The organism is Pseudomonas sp. zbq_18, assembly GCF_043102245.1.
Taxonomy (GTDB): Bacteria; Pseudomonadota; Gammaproteobacteria; order Pseudomonadales; family Pseudomonadaceae; genus Aquipseudomonas.
This window is the reverse complement of the sequence record NZ_JBICIT010000013.1, coordinates 409,772-426,806: the sequence shown is the minus strand read 5'-3', so window position 1 is coordinate 426,806 and position 17,035 is coordinate 409,772. Positions and strand designations below refer to the sequence as shown.

The window sequence follows — 17,035 nt, the reverse complement described above, 5'->3', positions numbered from 1 at the left end:
GCCATCGCGGGGCTTTTTGCTTTCCATGTGTCGGTGACCACAACGGGCGAACGACTTCAATTACGAATGGTGAGCTCGGCATTGCCTGAATTCGCGGCCGACGCGGGCTAACGGCAAGCAGGAAGGACTGGATGGCACGCCGCCTTGCCCGTGACGCTCTGTACGACCTGAGTCGCGGCCAAGGCCCCTACCGCAGGAGGAACGCTCCCAGACGCTGAGCGGGAGCGGCTTCAGCCGCGATGCAGGCAACACCACAGCTGCCCCTATCGCGGCTGAAGCCGCTTCCACTGTGCGGTACGCCAAGAACACTCTACCGGGACATCGCAACAAAAAGCCCCGCACCAGGCGGGGCTTTTCATGCAGCCGACAGGATCAGATCGCGCCGCGAGCGCGCAGCAGTTCCAGCACCTGTTTGACGCCCTCTTCTACCGGCACCGACTGGGTATCGATCACCAGATCGGCATCCAGCGGGATATCGTAGGGGAAGGATTCGCCCGGGATATTGTCACCACCGGCAGCATACAGGCCCTGTGGATCGCGCTCACGGCAGGCCTGCGGCGAGGCCTGAACGTAAACGGTGATCAGGCGCTCGGCACCGACCACGGCCTTGGCCTGCTCGCGGCCTTCGGCATCCGGGGCAACGAACGCAGCCAGGGTCAGCAGGCCGGCCTCGTTGAACTGCTTGGCCACCTGGGCGGCGCGGCGCCAGTTTTCGGCACGACCGGCACGGTCCTGCGGCAGGCCCTTGTTCAGGTCATGGCGCAGATTCTGGCCATCCAGTACATACACGGCACGGCCCATGTCGAACAGCTTGCGCTCCACGGCGTAGGCCAGAGTGCTCTTACCGGCGCCGGACAGGCCGCTGAACAGCACGGTGGCCGGCTGCTGACCGAAGCGACTGGCACGCTCCTCGGTGGAGACATGGGTCAGCTGGGTGTGATGACCGCCTGCGCCAACCGGCGCCGCGATGATCATGCCGGCGCCGACGGTGCCGTTGGTCAGGCGGTCGATGACGATGAAGGCACCGGTGGTGCGGTTCTGCTCGTAGCCATCCAGCGCAATCGAGGCGTCCAGGGCAACCTTGACCTTGCCGATCTCGTTGAGCTGCAGGCTGCTCGCCGCGCCCTCTTCCAGGGTGTTCACGTCAACCCGGTGAGTAATGCTGGCAATCGAGCCCGGCACGTAGCTGGTGGCGCGCTTGATGTCGTACTTCTTGCCCGGCAGCATCGGCTCTTCGCCCATCCACACCAGCATGGCGTCGAAGCTGTCGACCACCTGCGGGCGGTTGTCGGCGTGTACCAGCATGTCGCCGCGGGAGACGTCGATCTCGTCTTCCAGGGTGATGGTGATCGCCTGGCCGGGGCCGGCCTGCTCCAGCTCGCCTTCATAGGTGACGATGGACTTGACCTTGCTGCCCTTGCCCGACGGCAGCGCGACGACGTCGTCGCCCTTGCGCACGATGCCGCTGGCCAGGGTGCCGGCGAAGCCACGGAAGTTCAGGTTCGGACGGTTGACGTACTGCACCAGGAAGCGCAGGTCGTCGAAGTTGCGGTCGCCAGCGACCTCGACGGTCTCAAGGATTTCCATCAGCGACTGGCCGGTGTACCACGGCGAGCGCTCGGACTTGTTGACCACGTTGTCGCCCTTGAGCGCCGACATCGGCACGAACTCCAGGGTGCTCGGACGCAGGTTGATCTTGTCGGCAAAGGCCAGGTAATCGGCCTTGATCTGCTCGAACACGCCCTGATCGAAGTCCTTGAGGTCCATCTTGTTGACGGCGACGACGATGTGCTTGATGCCCAGCAGGGAGGCAATGAAACTGTGGCGCTTGGTCTGGGTCTGCACACCGTAGCGAGCGTCGATCAGGATGATCGCCAGGTCGCAGGTGGAAGCACCGGTCGCCATGTTGCGGGTGTACTGCTCATGGCCGGGGGTGTCGGCGATGATGAACTTGCGCTTCGAGGTGCTGAAGTAGCGATAGGCCACGTCGATGGTGATGCCCTGCTCGCGCTCGGCCTGCAGGCCGTCGACCAGCAGTGCCAGGTCCACTTCATCGCCGGTGGTACCGACTTTCTTCGAATCCTTGGTGATGGCTTCCAGATGGTCTTCATAGATCATCTTGGAGTCGTGCAGCAGGCGCCCGATCAGGGTGCTCTTGCCGTCGTCGACGTTGCCGCAGGTGAGGAAGCGCAGCAGCTCTTTACGTTCGTGCTGGGCCAGGTAGGCGAGGATGTCCTCGCTGATCAGATCGGATTGATGACTCATGGCGCGAAATCCTTAGAAGTAACCCTGGCGTTTTTTCTCTTCCATCGAGCCGGCCTGATCGTGGTCGATCACGCGGCCCTGGCGCTCGGAAGTACGGGTCAGGAGCATCTCCTGGATGATTTCCGGCAAGGTGGTCGCGGTGGACTCCACGGCGCCGGTCAGCGGGTAGCAGCCGAGGGTACGGAAACGCACCATCTTCTTGGTGATGCGGGCCTTTTCTTCGTCCGACAGGTGCTCAAGGATGCGCTCGTCGTCGATCATGATCAGCGTGCCGTTCTTCTCGATCACTTCGCGCTCGGCGGCGAAGTACAGCGGCACGATTGGGATCTGCTCCAGGTAGATGTACTGCCAGATGTCCAGCTCGGTCCAGTTGGACAGCGGGAACACGCGGATCGACTCGCCCTTCTTGACCTTGCCGTTGTACACGTTCCACAACTCGGGACGCTGGTTCTTCGGGTCCCAGCGGTGCTTGCTGTCACGGAAGGAGTACACGCGCTCCTTGGCGCGGGACTTCTCTTCGTCACGACGCGCGCCACCGAAGGCGGCGTCAAAACCGTACTTGTCCAGCGCCTGCTTGAGACCCTCGGTCTTCATCACGTCGGTGTGCTTGGCGCTGCCGTAGGTGAAGGGGTTCATATCCTGCGCCACGCCATCGGGGTTGATGTGGGTGAGCAGGTCCAGGCCGTAATCGCTGACCATCTTCTCGCGGAAGCGGTACATCTCCTGGAACTTCCAGCGGGTATCAACATGCAGTACCGGGAACGGCAGCTTGCCAGGGAAGAAGGCCTTGCGCGCCAGATGCAGCATCACGGCGGAATCCTTGCCGATGGAATACAGCATCACCGGGTTGTCGAACTCGGCGGCCACTTCACGAATGATGTGGATACTTTCCGCTTCGAGCTGTTTCAGGTGCGTCAGTTTATCGAGCATGGCTAATCACAGTTCTGGGAATGAACGGCCGGCGGGCCGTGGACGAGGGCGCACTCTAGCACAGCACCCGCTTCTAATCAGGACAGCTATTAGACCGAAAAGATCTAGATATATGCCCGGTAGTCAGACCGGGTTGGGGCAGTCGATGAACAGGTGTTCGACGGCGAAACGCCGCGCCAGATAGTCGCCCAGCGCCTGCACACCATAGCGTTCGGTGGCGTGATGACCGGCCGCGATAAAGCTGACGCCGTTCTCGCGGGCGCTGTGGTAGGTCTGTTCGGAAGCCTCGCCGGTGAGGAACAGATCGACGCCGGCGGCAATGGCGTTGTCGATATAGCCCTGGCCACCGCCGGTACACCAGCCAACCTTGCGCACCATGCCCTGACCTTCCACCAGCAGTGGTTCGCGGCCCAGCACATCCTGCACGCGGCGGGCAAAGTCGCGCGGCGACAAGGGTTCATCCAAGGAGCCAAGAAAGCCAACCACCTTGGGATTGTTCGCATCCAGCGGGCCCTCCACGGTGATATCCAACTGGCGGGCCAACTGCACGTTGTTGCCCACCTCGGGGTGCACGTCGAGCGGCAGGTGGTAGGCCAGCAGACTGATGTCGTTGCCCAGCAGGGTCTGCAGGCGACGGCGCTTCATGCCGGTGATGCAGGCATCCTCGCCTTTCCAGAAATAGCCGTGGTGCACCAGCACCACATCGGCCTCGGCCTCCACCGCCGCATCCAGCAACGCCTGACTGGCGGTGACACCGCTGACGATGCGGCGCACCTGCGGCCGGCCTTCGACCTGCAGGCCATTCGGACAGTAGTCGGATATACGGGCGGCGTTGAGGTAGCGATCGGCTTCCTCCACCAGGGTAGTCAGGGCAATGGCCATGGATATTCCTCACAAAGGATTGCGGGCGCTGCCTTCTTGCCGGGCAGCCCTCTATAATGCCGCCACCTTAAGGGCCGATCCCGCCCCTCGCAACTCCAAGGACCGCACCCCGATGCTCAAGGCCCTGCGCGACTTCGGCTGGCCACTGCTGGCCGGCCTGCTGCTGGCACTGCTGCTGATTCAGAGCTTTCCCCAGTGGGTAGGCCTGCCCAGCAATGAAGTACACCTGCAGCAGGCGCCACGCTACGGCATTGCCCAGGAAGGCCCGGTCTCCTACGCCAACGCGGTGAGTCGAGCGGCTCCGTCCGTGGCCAATCTGTACACCACCAAGATGGTCAACAAGGCCTCCGGCCACCCCCTGCTGGAAGACCCGGTGTTCCGTCGCTTCTTCGGCGACAACCTGCCCAGGCAGCGGCGCATGGAGTCGAGCCTGGGCTCGGCGGTGATCATGAGTCCGGAAGGCTATCTGCTGACCAACAACCATGTCGTGGCAGGTGCCGACCAGATCGTGGTGGCGCTCAAGGATGGCCGCGAGACCCTGGCCCGCCTGATCGGCAGCGATCCGGAAACCGACCTGGCAGTGCTCAAGATCGACTTGAAGAACCTGCCGGCCATCACCCTGGGCCGCTCCGACCAGATCGCAATCGGTGACGTCACCCTGGCCATCGGCAATCCCTTCGGCGTCGGCCAGACAGTGACCATGGGCATCATCAGCGCCACCGGACGCAACCAACTGGGTCTCAACACTTACGAAGACTTCATCCAGACCGACGCCGCAATCAACCCCGGCAACTCCGGCGGCGCCCTGGTCGATGCCCACGGCAACCTGATCGGCATCAATACGGCGATCTTCTCCAAATCCGGCGGATCCCAGGGCATCGGCTTCGCCATCCCGGTCAAACTGGCCCGCGACGTGATGAAGGCAATCATCGAGCATGGCCAGGTGATTCGCGGCTGGCTGGGTATCGAAGTGCAGCCGCTGACGCCGGAACTGGCCGAGTCCTTCAACCTGCAGGGTCGCGCCGGCATCCTGGTGGCCGGTATCTATCGCGGCGGCCCGGCGCAAAAAGCCGGCCTGCAACCCGGCGACCTGATCATGAAGATCGGCGATGAAGAGGCTGTCGATGGCCGCCGTTCGATGAACCAGGTAGCACGCGCCAAGCCCGGCGATTCGATCAGCATCGAAGTGCTGCGCAATGGCGAACCACTGACGCTGACGGCCGAGATCGGCGTGCGCCCACCCGCCGAGATTCAGCAGCAGGAATGAAAAAAGGCGCCGCAAGGCGCCTTTTTTATTCAGCCAGCATTACAACACCTGGCCCAAGGCATCCAGCAAGGCCTGATTCTGCTCCGGTGCACCGATGGTAATACGCAGGAACTGGGCAATACGCTGCTGTTTGAAGTGACGCACGATCACCCCATGCTCGCGCAGGGCCGCCGCCAGCTCGCCGGCATCTCGCTGCAGATGGCGGGCGAAGACGAAGTTGGCCGCCGATGGCAGCACCTCGAAGCCCATGGCAGAGAGCGCCGCCACCAGCTGCTCGCGGCTGTCGATGACCTTCTGGCAGGTCTCGCGGAAATAGGCCTCGTCCTCGAAAGCCGCCGCCGCGCCGGCAATCGCCATGCGATCCAGCGGGTAAGAGTTGAAGCTGTTCTTGATTCGCTCCAGGGCCTCAATCAAATCGGGGTGCCCAACCGCGATACCGACCCGCAGGCCCGCCAGCGAGCGCGACTTGGACAGGGTCTGGGTCACCAGCAGGTTCGGATACTGATCCACCAGCCTGATCGCGGTCTCGCCGCCGAAGTCGATATAGGCCTCGTCCACCACGACCACGCTGTCCGGGCTAGCCTTGAGCATCTGCTCGATGGCCTCCAGTGGCAGCAGGCAGCCGGTCGGCGCATTGGGGTTGGGGAAGATGATGCCGCCATTGGGCCGAGCATAGTCCTCGACGCGAATCTGGAACTGCTCGTCCAGCGCCAGCGCCTGGTAGGGGATGCCATACAGCCCGCAGTAGACCGGGTAGAAACTGTAGGTCACGTCCGGGAACAGCAACGGCTTACCGTTCTGGAACAGGCCATGGAAGGCATGTGCAAGAACCTCGTCGGAGCCGTTGCCAACGAACACCTGGCCAGTGCTCACGCCGTAGTAGTCGGCCACCGCCTGCTTGAGGCGGTCACTGTTGGGGTCCGGGTACAGGCGCAGGTTGTCATTCAGTTCCGCCTGCATGGCGGCCACCGCCTTGGGCGATGGGCCGTAGGGGTTCTCATTGGTGTTGAGCTTGACCAGCTTGGCCAGCTTCGGCTGCTCGCCCGGCACATAGGGCACCAGGCTCTTGACGAAGGGGCTCCAGAATTTGCTCATCTGCCCTTCTCTCCTCGATTTGATACTGGATTGAGGCGCGCACGGCACGCCTGCGGAAATCAGTTCTTGATCCGGTACTCGGCGCTGCGCGCGTGGGCAGTCAGCGACTCGCCACGGGCCAGCACCGAAGCGACCTTGCCCAGCTCGGAGGCACCCTCGGCCGAGCAATGGATGATCGACGAGCGCTTCTGGAAGTCGTACACGCCCAGTGGCGAGGAGAAGCGCGCGGTACCGGAGGTCGGCAGCACATGGTTGGGACCGGCGCAGTAGTCGCCCAGGGCCTCGGCGGTGTAGCGGCCCATGAAGATCGCACCGGCATGGCGGATCTGCGGCAGGTACTGCTCGGGATTCTCCACCGACAGCTCCAGGTGCTCCGGCGCGATGCGGTTGGCCACTTCGATGGCCTGGGCCATGTCGGCGACCTGGATCAGCGCGCCACGGCCTTCCATCGAGGTACGAGCGATGACTTCGCGCTCCAGCGTCGGCAGCAGCCTGGCGATGCTCTCGGCAACGCGGTCGAGGAAGGCGGCGTCCGGGCTGACCAGGATCGACTGCGCATCTTCGTCGTGCTCGGCCTGGGAGAACAGGTCCATGGCGATCCAGTCCGGATCGGTCTGGCCATCACAGACCACGAGGATCTCGGACGGGCCGGCGATCATATCGATGCCGACCTTGCCGAACACGTGGCGCTTGGCGGTGGCCACGTAGATATTGCCGGGCCCCACGATTTTATCGACCGGCGGCACGCTCTCGGTGCCATAGGCCAGAGCGGCCACGGCCTGGGCACCACCGATGGTAAACACGCGGTCGACGCCAGCCACACAGGCGGCGGCGAGGACGATCTCGTTGATCTCGCCACGCGGAGTCGGCACGACCATGACCACTTCCGGCACGCCGGCAACCTTGGCCGGAATCGCGTTCATCAGCACCGAGGACGGATACGAGGCCTTGCCGCCCGGCACGTACAGGCCGGCACGATCCAGCGGGGTGACCTTCTGCCCCAGCACGGTGCCATCGGCCTCGGTGTAGGTCCAGGAATCCTGGCGCTGGCGTTCGTGGTACAGGCGCACACGCTCGGCGGCCTTTTCCAGGGCATCGCGCTGCTCGCTGCTGATGCGGGTCATGGCCAGCTCCAGACGCTCGCGCGGCAGGATCAGGTCGGCCATGGACGCGACCTGCAGGCCGTCGAACTTTTCGGTGAACTCGACCAGCGCAGCATCACCGCGGCTACGCACGGCGGCGATGATATCGAGCACACGCTGGTTGACCGCATCGTCCGACACGCTTTCCCAGCTCAGCAGATGATCCAGGTGTCGGGCAAAATCCTGGTCAGCGGCATTGAGTCGGCGGATGGCAACGGGAGCGGTCATAGCGGGCCTCATGTTTGGCTATTGCTCAGGCGCCCGTAGAGTACCAGCCGCTCCGTGCGGGCACCTGAGAATTCTGGCTATGACACGGATAGGCACGTGCGGCACAGAGCCGCACTGGAGGTATCAGCTTTGGTGGTCGAAAAATGCTCCTGCATTTTCGACATTCCCGCCATCCATGCCGGTCATCGCGCTTCGACCGCAGTGCGCAAGGTCTCGATCAGCGCCTGGATGCGGGCGTGCTGCATCTTCATGGAAGCCTTGTTGACGATCAGCCGCGAGCTGATGTGGGCGATCAGCTCCTGTGGCTCCAGACCGTTGGCACGCAGGGTGTTGCCGGTGTCGACCACGTCGATGATCTTGTCGGCCAGGCCGACCAGTGGCGCCAGCTCCATGGAGCCGTACAGTTTGATCACGTCGACCTGACGGCCCTGCTCAGCGTAATAACGCTTGGCCACGTTGACGAACTTGGTGGCCACGCGCAGGCGACCTTTCGGCTCCGGCGCGCCGACCTTGCCTGCGGTCATCAGCTTGCAGTTGGCAATCTGCAGATCCAGCGGTTCGTACAGGCCCTGGCCACCGTACTCCATGAGCACGTCCTTGCCGGCCACGCCGAGGTCGGCCGCGCCATGTTCGACGTAGGTCGGCACATCGGTGGCGCGCACGATCAGGAGCTGCACGTCATCCTGAGTGGTCGGGATGATCAGCTTGCGGCTCTTCTCCGGGTTCTCGGTCGGCTCGATGCCTGCGGCGGCAAGCAACGGCAGGGTGTCGTCGAGGATGCGGCCCTTGGACAGCGCGATGGTCAGCATGAAACAAATTCCTTAGAACAATGGCCAGCCCGCATAGGCTGGCCCTTGGGCAGCGCTGGACTCAGCCCGGCACACGACGAATCTTGGCGCCGAGCAGCTGCAGTTTTTCCTCGATGCACTCGTAGCCACGGTCGATGTGGTAGATGCGGTCGATCAGGGTCTCGCCCTCGGCCACCAGCGCGGCAATCACCAGACTCGCGGAAGCGCGCAGGTCGGTGGCCATCACCGGAGCGCCTTTGAGCGCCGGCACGCCAGTAACAATGGCGGTGTTGCCCTCGACCAGGATCTGCGCGCCCATGCGGTTCATTTCGTAGACGTGCATGAAGCGGTTCTCGAACACCGTCTCGATCACGGTACCAGTGCCTTCGGCAACGGCATTGAGGGAAATGAACTGCGCCTGCATGTCGGTCGGGAAGGCTGGGTACGGCGCGGTGCGCACGTTGACCGCCTTGGGCTTCTTGCCCTTCATGTCCAGCTCGATCCAGTCCTTGCCGGTGGTGATCTCGGCACCCGCTTCCTGCAGCTTGGCCAGCACGGCCTCGAGGATGGTCGGATCAGTATCTTTCAGTTTGACCCGGCCGCCAGTGGCAGCAGCCGCCACCAGGTAGGTGCCGGTCTCGATACGGTCGGGCATCACGCTGTAGCGACCGCCGCCTAGGCGCTCGACGCCGTCGATGATGATGGTGTCGGTCCCGGCGCCACTGACCTTGCCGCCCATGGCGTTGATGAAGTTGGCCAGGTCGACCACTTCCGGCTCACGCGCGGCGTTTTCCAACACGGTGCGCCCCTTGGCCAGGGCCGCAGCCATCATGATGTTCTCGGTACCAGTCACACTGACGATATCGAAGAAGAAATGCGCGCCACGCAGGCCGCCTTCCGGCGCCTTGGCCTTGATGTAGCCACCTTCCACGTCGATCTTGGCACCCATGGCTTCAAGACCACGGATGTGCAGGTCGACCGGACGCGAACCGATGGCGCAGCCACCCGGCAGCGCCACTTCGGCCTCGCCGAAACGGGCAACCATGGGACCGAGCACCAGGATCGAGGCGCGCATGGTCTTCACCAGCTCGTATGGCGCGACCAGGGTCTTGATGGTGCTGGCATCCACTTCGACGCTGAGCTTCTCGTCGATGATCGGCTGCACGCCCATGCGACCAAACAGCTCGATCATGGTGGTGATATCGTGCAGGTGCGGCAGGTTGCACACAGTGACCGGGGTATCGGCCAACAGGGTGGCAGCCAGAATCGGCAGGGCGGAGTTTTTCGCACCGGAAATGCGGATTTCGCCGTCGAGGCGGATACCGCCGGTGATAATCAGTTTGTCCATTCGCAATCTCGCTGCCCGCAGGCTCAGGAACGCTCGGCCCAGGCGGCCTGGCTGAAGAATTTCATGGTCACGGCGTGGATGGCGCCACTGGCGATCCACTCGTTGAGGTGGGCATAGATCTGTTGCTGACGCTTGACCGGGCTGAGCGCGGCCAGCTCGTCGCTGATCAGGTTGAGCTGGAAGTTGCAGCCCTCGCCTTCCACCTCGACGCGAGTGTTGGCCAGCTTGGCCTCCAGGAGGTTCTTAACTTCTACGGCCTGCATGCTCAACCTCGATCAACGCGAAACAATTCATGGGCGAGCCAAGGCTGGCCCGCGGGTCGGCAATCATACAAAAAAGCCCTCCGCCTGCGAAGCCCGGCAGACGGAGGGCCTTGTATGCATCATGCCGAGAGGTCGAGCAGCTCGTGCAGGCCGGACACCTTGGCAATCTCACGCATGTCCTGGGGCAGGCCACGCACGCTCAGGTGCTTGCTCGCCTTGTGTGCATCGCGCAGGTAGGCCAGCAGCAGCGACAACCCGACACTGCTGGACTTTTCCACGGCAGAGCAATCCAGGACCAGTTCGCTTGCCGTATTCGACGAAATCAAACGCCGCCCGGCCTCGCGCAGCGCCGGACCACTGCGATAGTCGAGCACACCGCTGAGCAACAGCTCTCCAGAGGCGCCCGCACGAATGGCCGTATCGCTCATTGACCGCCTGCCTGCTGACCTTCGGCACTGTCCTTGGCCTTGGCTACAACCTCGGCCCAGCCATCGATGGTCTTGTCCAGATCGTTGCCGTTGCGCTGCATGCTGTCGGCGAACTGATCGCGGAACAACTTGCCGATGTTGATGCCGTTGATGATCACGTTGCGCAGCTTCCACTGCCCACCCAGCTGCACCATGGTGTAGGACACCGGATACACGGTGCCCTTGCTGTCCTTGACCTCCATGCCGACGCTGGCACGCTCATCGCCCTCAGCCTTGGCGGGCAGCACACGGATGTCCTGGTTGTCATATTCGAGCAAGGCGTTGCCGTAGAACTGCATCAGGCTGCGCTTGAAGTTGTCTTCAAAACGCTTCATCTGGGCGTCACTGGCACCGCGCGAATACTTAACGGTCATGATGCTGCGCGAGATGCCCTCACTGTCGACCACCGGGCCAAGAATGCGCTCCAGGCTGTCGTAGAACGCCTGCGGGTTCTGTTTGTAGCTTTCTTTGTTCGCCTTGAGATCGCTGAGCAGCTGATCGGTAGTGCCCTTGACCACGTCATGGGCGGACGGGGCAGCCACCGCCAGCATAGGCAGGCTAACCAGAGCGGCCAGCAGGCCGCGACGCAGAATCGTGAAGAGGGTCATTTGCTTTCCTTGTTCACAGAGTTCATCAGGAATTTGCCAATCAGGTCTTCCAGTACCAGTGCAGACTGGGTGTCATGGATGGTCGAGCCCTCCTTGAGCAGGTCTTCCTCACCACCCACGCTGATACCAATGTACTTCTCGCCCAGCAGGCCAGCGGTCAGGATGGACGCAGTGGAGTCCAACGGCAGGTTGTCGACCCGCTTCTCGACCTCCATGGTCACACGCCCGGTATAACTGTCGCGATCCAGATCGATGGCCGTGACCTTGCCAATGGTGACACCGGCCATGGTGACCTTGGCCCTTACGGTAAGACCGGCAATATTGTCGAAGTTCGCGTACAGCTTGTAGGTTTCACCCGAGCTGGCAGGCGACAGCCCGCTTACGCGCAGGGCCAGCAACAGCAGGGCCAGCAATCCAGCCAGCAGGAACAGGCCGACGCCGATTTCCAGGGAGCGGCTTTGCATCAGAGATCTCCAAACATCAGGGCGGTCAGGATAAAGTCGAGGCCGAGTACGGCCAGGGAGGCATAAACCACGGTCTTGGTGGTGGCGCGGCTGATACCTTCCGAAGTGGGCTCGCAGTCGTAGCCCTGGAACACCGCGATCCAGGTTGCCACGAAGGCGAACACCATGCTCTTGATCACACCATTGAGCACGTCTTCGGTGAATTTCACACTGTTCTGCATGTTCGACCAGAACGAGCCTTCGTAAACACCCAGCCAGTCCACGGCAACCATGGCCCCTCCCCAGATGCCGACCACACTGAAAATGGCGGCAAGTAGCGGCATTGAAATGAAGCCGGCCCACAAGCGTGGCGCAATGATGTACTTGAGCGGGTCGACGCCGATCATCTCCAGGCTGGACAACTGCTCGGTGGACTTCATATTGCCGATTTCAGCGGTCAGCGCCGAACCGGCACGCCCGGCGAACAGCAGGCCGGTCACCACTGGCCCCAGCTCACGCAGCAGCGTCAGGGCGACCATCTGCCCCACCGCCTGTTCCGAGCCATAGCTGGTCAGAATGTTGTAGCCCTGCAGCGCCAACACCATGCCAATGAACAGACCGGCGACAACTATGATCGGCAGCGACAGCACACCAACCGAATACAGCTGACGCACCAATAACTGGCCACCATTGCGCAAACCGCTGCGACCAAACAGGGAGCTGAACAGGAACAGGGTCGAGCGCCCCATCGCCTGCACCACATCGATACCGGCCCGCCCGAGCAGAGCAATACGGTCGAAAAGGGACTTCCTACGCATCAGCGCGCTCCCAACAGATCATCGAGATAATCCGGCGCCGGATAATGGAAAGGCACCGGGCCATCCGGAATGCCTTTCATGAATTGCTGGATGCGCGGATTGTCCGAGTTCATCAACTCTTCGGGGGTACCGTGCCCCAGCACCTGACCGTCGCCGACGACATATAGATAGTCGGCAATACTGGCGGTCTCGGCCAGATCGTGGGAAACCACGATGCTGGTGATGCCGAGGGCATCATTGAGCAGGCGAATCAACCGCACTAGCACGCCCATGGCGATGGGGTCCTGACCGACGAACGGCTCGTCGTACATCAGTATCTGCGGATCCAGAGCGATGGCCCGCGCCAGAGCCACACGTCGCTTCATGCCGCCGGACAGCTCGTCCGGCATCAGTTCGACAGCGCCACGCAGACCGACGGCCTGCAGCTTCATCAGCACGATGTCGCGGATCATTTCATCAGGCAGGCGGGTATGGACACGCAGCGGAAAAGCCACGTTCTCGAACACATCGAGATCGGTGAACAGCGCGCCGCTCTGAAACAGCACGCCGAACTGCTTGCGCATGTCGAACAGGTCTGAGCGGGACAGCGTGGGCAGGTTCTGCCCGTTGACCCATACCTCACCGCTGGCTGGCTTTAGCTGTGCAGCGATAAGACGCAGCAAGGTAGTCTTGCCACAGCCGGAAGGCCCCATGATCCCGGTGACTTTGCCGCGCGGAATGCGGATATCGACATTATCGAAGATGTTGCGTGCGCCTCGCTTGAAGGTCAGCCCCTTCAACTCAACGGCATAGGCATTCTCGGCACTCATCCAAACTCCTTGTGGTACGCCCCTTCCCTAGGCAGACGCAGCAGCCCACTACAGGGACACTCACGCCCAGGTCAGGCCGAACAGGGCGCGAAATATAACATTGCACACCCTGCGACCCAAGGCTCTGTACATTTTTCATTACAAGCCCGCAACCCGCGCGCAAGGCCAGGTGAGCCCCGATCGCTTTACCGGTATACTCTCAGCCTTTTTAGCCGAGCACTCTCCGACTGCCATGAATCGAATCAGCGACCTGACCCAGTCCGCGCAACGCACCATTCGCCTGGAAAGCGAAGCGGTATCCAGTCTACTGAGCCGCATTGACGCCGACTTCATTCGCGCCTGCGAGATGATTCTGGCGTGCAAGGGCCGCGTGGTTGTCGTGGGCATGGGCAAGTCCGGCCATATCGGCAACAAGATCGCTGCCACGCTGGCCAGCACAGGTACTCCGGCCTTCTTCGTCCACCCTGCCGAGGCCAGCCACGGCGACATGGGCATGATCACCAAGGACGACGTGGTGCTGGCCCTGTCCAACTCTGGCTCGACTGCCGAGATCGTTACCCTGCTGCCATTGATCAAGCGTCTGGGTATCCAGTTGATCAGCATGACCGGCAACCCCGGCTCTCCCCTCGCCAAAGCTGCGGAGGTCAACCTGGACGCCAGCGTCGCCCAGGAGGCCTGCCCACTCAATCTGGCCCCCACTTCATCCACCACCGTATCGCTGGTGCTGGGCGATGCCCTGGCCATCGCCCTACTGGAAGCTCGCGGCTTCACTGCCGAAGATTTCGCCTTCTCCCATCCGGGCGGAGCGCTCGGCCGCCGCCTGCTGCTCAAGGTGGAAAACGTGATGCATGCCGGTGATCGCCTCCCCCTGGTGGCGCGCGGCACCAGCCTGCGCGAGGCGTTGCTGGAAATGACCCGCAAGGGCCTAGGCATGACCGTCATCATCGAGGCCGACGGCAAACTCGCCGGCATCTTCACTGACGGTGACCTGCGCCGCACCCTGGACAAGGGCATCGACGTGCGCGAGGCCAGCATCGACCAGGTGATGACCGCCCACGGCAAGACCGCCCGTGCCGAGATGCTCGCCGCCGAAGCCCTGAAAATCATGGAAGACCACAAGATCAATGCACTGGTAGTAGTGGATGACGAGGACAAGCCCGTCGGCGCCCTCAACATGCACGACCTGCTGCGCGCCGGAGTTCTCTGATGAAAACTGACCTACTGCAACGCGCCAAAGCCGTGAAACTGGCCATTTTTGATGTGGACGGCGTACTGACCGACGGTCGCCTTTACTTCCTCACCGACGGCAGTGAATTCAAGACGTTCAATACACTGGATGGCCACGGCATCAAGATGCTGATCAACTCCGGTGTACGCACCGCCATCATCAGCGGTCGCAAGACCCCCGTAGTCGAGCGCCGCGCACAGAACCTGGGCATCCAGCACCTCTATCAAGGCCGCGAAGACAAACTGGTCGTGCTGGATGAACTGCTGGGCGAACTAGGCCTAAGCTATGAACAAGTCGCCTATCTGGGCGACGATCTGCCTGATCTACCCGTGATCCGCCGCGTCGGCCTGGGCATGGCCGTGGCCAGTGCCGACAGCTTCGTGCGCCAGCATGCGCACGGCGTGACCAGCGCCCGCGGCGGTGAAGGCGCGGCACGCGAATTCTGCGAGCTGATCATGCACGCCCAGGGCACCCTGGAGGCGGCGCAGGCCGCCTACCTCTAGGAGCACACCTTGAACGGCAAGCTACGCAACTACCTGATCGGCCTGCTGGTCGTCGCTCTGCTGACAGCAGTCGGCTACTGGAATGTTCGCCCGGAAAGCTTCATGGAAAAGAACACCGGCAAAGATAGCGAAAACCCCATCGATTTCTATGTGGTAGGCGCCAGCACCCAGCAGTTTCAGGCAGACGGCAAGCTGCACTACGAGATGACCGCCAGCAAACTGGAGCACCTCAAGGCCAGCGACGTGACCCTGCTGGAAAAACCTGACCTGAACCTCTACCGAGGCACACAGTATCCCTGGCATGTGCGCAGTGACAAAGGCGAAGTGGCCCCTGAAGGCAAGCAGGTCGAACTGATCGACAACGTGCGGGTTGCGCGCACTGACGCCAAGGGGCGTCCGACCGTGATCACCAGCAGCCGCATGACCGTATTCCCCGACGAGGAATATGCGCAGACCCGGCAAGCCGTTAGAATCGAGGCCGCCAATGGGGTGACCACGGCACAGGGAATGAAAGCGTACATGAACGACGGCAAGATCAACTTGCTGTCCAACGTAAGAGGCCAGCATGAGGTTCGTTAAAACCCTCCCCCTACTGCTCTGCCTGGGCAGCGCGCTCGGAAGCGCCAGCGCCTGGGCCCTGCCCAGTGATCGCGACCAGCCGATCCGGGTACAAGCAGACAGCGCAGAACTGGATGATAAGCAAGGCGTAGCGGTCTACCGCGGCGGCGTGGTGATTACCCAAGGAACCCTGAAGATCACTGGCGACACCGTGACCATCACCCAGGATGCCAATGGCGACATCGACGTCTTCACCTCGGTCGGCAAACCGGCCTACTACGAGCAAAAGCCGGCGGCCGACAAGGACATCGTCAAGGCTTATGGCATGACCATCCAGTATTACGCGAGCAACGAGCGCATCGTACTGATCGACCAGGCCAAGGTAATCCAACAGGGCAATGTCTTCGAAGGCGAGAAGATCGTCTACGACACCCAGCGCCAGATCGTCAACGCAGGCCGCGCCACCGGCAGCAACGTATCGACCCCACGCCCGCGGATCGACATGATTCTGCAGCCGCGCAAGAAAGCAGGCCAGCCGGAGCAAGCCCAGTAATGGCCATCCTCAAAGCTCAGCACCTGGCCAAGAGCTACAAGAGCCGCCAGGTGGTTCGTGATGTCAGCCTGTCCATAGAAAGTGGTCAGATCGTCGGCCTGCTCGGGCCCAATGGCGCCGGCAAGACCACCTGCTTCTACATGATCGTCGGCCTGGTACAGGCCGATCAGGGGCGTGTCCTGATCGACAATCAGGACATCAGCCACCAACCCATGCACGGCAGAGCCCGCGCCGGGATTGGCTACCTGCCGCAGGAAGCCTCGATCTTCCGCAAGCTGTCGGTGACCGACAACATCATGGCCATCCTTGAAACCCGCAAGGATCTCGACCGGGCCGGCCGCGAGAAAGCGCTGGAAGCCCTGCTGCAGGAGTTCCACATTAGCCACATCCGCGACAGCCTGGGCATGAGCCTGTCCGGCGGCGAGCGGCGCCGCGTGGAGATTGCCCGCGCGCTGGCCACCGAGCCCAAGTTCATCCTGCTCGACGAACCGTTCGCCGGCGTCGATCCGATTTCGGTCGGCGATATCAAGCAGATCATCCACCACCTCAAGGCCAAGGGTATCGGCGTACTGATCACCGATCACAACGTGCGCGAAACCCTGGATATCTGCGAGACGGCCTATATCGTTAACGACGGGCAGCTGATCGCCGAGGGCGATGCCCAGACCATCCTGGCCAACCAACTGGTCAAGGAAGTCTACCTGGGTCACGAGTTCCGGCTGTAAAGCGCCCAACATGCAGGGGCTTGCGCAAACGGAAGGAATGATTCAAGGTCAGGCATACAAATTGCTTCCAAGGGCGGCCTTCCGCCCTGCAGTGGATGGCGCAGCGCGCCGGCAA

General features: G+C 62.2%; 19 protein-coding genes. 6 read left to right on the top strand and 13 right to left on the bottom strand.

Annotated features, from left to right (window positions below; all coding sequences use genetic code 11):
• Window positions 1–372 precede the first annotated feature (372 nt).
• From cysN to ACF8C6_RS11585, 3 genes are all read right to left on the bottom strand, one after another.
• Window positions 373–2,265, bottom strand: coding sequence for a sulfate adenylyltransferase subunit CysN (gene cysN / locus ACF8C6_RS11595; RefSeq protein WP_392499411.1), 1,893 nt, complete (start codon window positions 2,263–2,265; stop codon window positions 373–375).
• A 12-nt stretch (window positions 2,266–2,277) separates the two neighbouring features.
• Window positions 2,278–3,195 carry a sulfate adenylyltransferase subunit CysD gene (cysD, locus tag ACF8C6_RS11590; protein WP_392499410.1) on the bottom strand — a complete coding sequence of 306 codons (918 nt, stop codon included), beginning with the start codon at window positions 3,193–3,195 and terminating at the stop codon, window positions 2,278–2,280.
• 123 nt (window positions 3,196–3,318) lie between these two features.
• Window positions 3,319–4,077 carry a Nif3-like dinuclear metal center hexameric protein gene (locus ACF8C6_RS11585; protein ID WP_392499409.1) on the bottom strand — a complete coding sequence of 253 codons (759 nt, stop codon included), beginning with the start codon at window positions 4,075–4,077 and terminating at the stop codon, window positions 3,319–3,321.
• Between the two features lie 112 nt (window positions 4,078–4,189).
• Here ACF8C6_RS11585 and algW point away from each other — a divergent pair, with 112 nt between their 5' ends.
• Complete coding sequence (gene algW, locus ACF8C6_RS11580; RefSeq protein WP_277689175.1) at window positions 4,190–5,344, top strand: Do family serine endopeptidase AlgW; 1,155 nt, start codon at window positions 4,190–4,192, stop codon at window positions 5,342–5,344.
• A gap of 39 nt (window positions 5,345–5,383) precedes the next feature.
• Here algW and hisC read toward each other — a convergent pair whose 3' ends face one another.
• The 10 genes from hisC to ACF8C6_RS11530 form a co-directional block, all read right to left on the bottom strand.
• Complete coding sequence (gene hisC, locus ACF8C6_RS11575; RefSeq protein WP_392499407.1) at window positions 5,384–6,439, bottom strand: histidinol-phosphate transaminase; 1,056 nt, start codon at window positions 6,437–6,439, stop codon at window positions 5,384–5,386.
• A 59-nt stretch (window positions 6,440–6,498) separates the two neighbouring features.
• The gene (hisD, locus tag ACF8C6_RS11570) at window positions 6,499–7,809 is read right to left on the bottom strand and encodes a histidinol dehydrogenase (protein WP_392499406.1); all 1,311 of its coding nucleotides are present in this window, start codon (window positions 7,807–7,809) and stop codon (window positions 6,499–6,501) included.
• A gap of 182 nt (window positions 7,810–7,991) precedes the next feature.
• Entirely contained in the window at window positions 7,992–8,618 is a 627-nt protein-coding gene (hisG, locus tag ACF8C6_RS11565; RefSeq protein WP_392499405.1) for an ATP phosphoribosyltransferase, read from the bottom strand.
• Between the two features lie 61 nt (window positions 8,619–8,679).
• Window positions 8,680–9,945, bottom strand: a complete 1,266-nt coding sequence (gene murA / locus ACF8C6_RS11560; RefSeq protein ID WP_392499404.1) for a UDP-N-acetylglucosamine 1-carboxyvinyltransferase — start codon at window positions 9,943–9,945, stop codon at window positions 8,680–8,682.
• Window positions 9,946–9,968: 23 nt separating this feature from the next.
• Window positions 9,969–10,208 carry a BolA family protein gene (locus ACF8C6_RS11555; RefSeq protein ID WP_068829547.1) on the bottom strand — a complete coding sequence of 80 codons (240 nt, stop codon included), beginning with the start codon at window positions 10,206–10,208 and terminating at the stop codon, window positions 9,969–9,971.
• 119 nt (window positions 10,209–10,327) lie between these two features.
• Window positions 10,328–10,636 carry a lipid asymmetry maintenance protein MlaB gene (locus ACF8C6_RS11550; protein ID WP_392499403.1) on the bottom strand — a complete coding sequence of 103 codons (309 nt, stop codon included), beginning with the start codon at window positions 10,634–10,636 and terminating at the stop codon, window positions 10,328–10,330.
• The gene (locus ACF8C6_RS11545; RefSeq protein WP_392499402.1) at window positions 10,633–11,283 is read right to left on the bottom strand and encodes a phospholipid-binding protein MlaC; all 651 of its coding nucleotides are present in this window, start codon (window positions 11,281–11,283) and stop codon (window positions 10,633–10,635) included. The genes ACF8C6_RS11550 and ACF8C6_RS11545 overlap by 4 nt, the downstream gene beginning before the upstream one ends.
• Window positions 11,280–11,747 carry an outer membrane lipid asymmetry maintenance protein MlaD gene (gene mlaD / locus ACF8C6_RS11540; RefSeq protein WP_341688153.1) on the bottom strand — a complete coding sequence of 156 codons (468 nt, stop codon included), beginning with the start codon at window positions 11,745–11,747 and terminating at the stop codon, window positions 11,280–11,282. Before mlaD ends, ACF8C6_RS11545 begins: the two co-directional genes overlap by 4 nt.
• Window positions 11,747–12,544, bottom strand: a complete 798-nt coding sequence (gene mlaE / locus ACF8C6_RS11535; protein ID WP_392499401.1) for a lipid asymmetry maintenance ABC transporter permease subunit MlaE — start codon at window positions 12,542–12,544, stop codon at window positions 11,747–11,749. Before mlaE ends, mlaD begins: the two co-directional genes overlap by 1 nt.
• Window positions 12,544–13,353 (bottom strand): ATP-binding cassette domain-containing protein, encoded by an 810-nt coding sequence (locus ACF8C6_RS11530; RefSeq protein WP_392499400.1) that lies wholly within the window; start codon window positions 13,351–13,353, stop codon window positions 12,544–12,546. Before ACF8C6_RS11530 ends, mlaE begins: the two co-directional genes overlap by 1 nt.
• 232 nt (window positions 13,354–13,585) lie before the next feature.
• On the opposite strand from ACF8C6_RS11530, the gene ACF8C6_RS11525 reads away from it, so the two are divergent.
• The 5 genes from ACF8C6_RS11525 to lptB are packed head-to-tail and all read left to right on the top strand — an operon-like array spanning window position 13,586 to window position 16,920.
• Window positions 13,586–14,560: a KpsF/GutQ family sugar-phosphate isomerase gene (locus ACF8C6_RS11525; RefSeq protein WP_277689165.1), complete on the top strand. Its 975-nt coding sequence runs from the start codon at window positions 13,586–13,588 to the stop codon at window positions 14,558–14,560.
• Window positions 14,560–15,084, top strand: coding sequence for an HAD family hydrolase (locus tag ACF8C6_RS11520; RefSeq protein ID WP_277689164.1), 525 nt, complete (start codon window positions 14,560–14,562; stop codon window positions 15,082–15,084). Before ACF8C6_RS11525 ends, ACF8C6_RS11520 begins: the two co-directional genes overlap by 1 nt.
• 9 nt (window positions 15,085–15,093) lie before the next feature.
• Entirely contained in the window at window positions 15,094–15,663 is a 570-nt protein-coding gene (gene lptC / locus ACF8C6_RS11515) for an LPS export ABC transporter periplasmic protein LptC (RefSeq protein WP_392499399.1), read from the top strand.
• Window positions 15,650–16,195, top strand: a complete 546-nt coding sequence (gene lptA, locus ACF8C6_RS11510) for a lipopolysaccharide transport periplasmic protein LptA (protein WP_277689162.1) — start codon at window positions 15,650–15,652, stop codon at window positions 16,193–16,195. Before lptC ends, lptA begins: the two co-directional genes overlap by 14 nt.
• Window positions 16,195–16,920: an LPS export ABC transporter ATP-binding protein gene (lptB, locus tag ACF8C6_RS11505; RefSeq protein ID WP_392499398.1), complete on the top strand. Its 726-nt coding sequence runs from the start codon at window positions 16,195–16,197 to the stop codon at window positions 16,918–16,920. The genes lptA and lptB overlap by 1 nt, the downstream gene beginning before the upstream one ends.
• The last annotated feature ends 115 nt before the right edge of the window (window positions 16,921–17,035 follow it).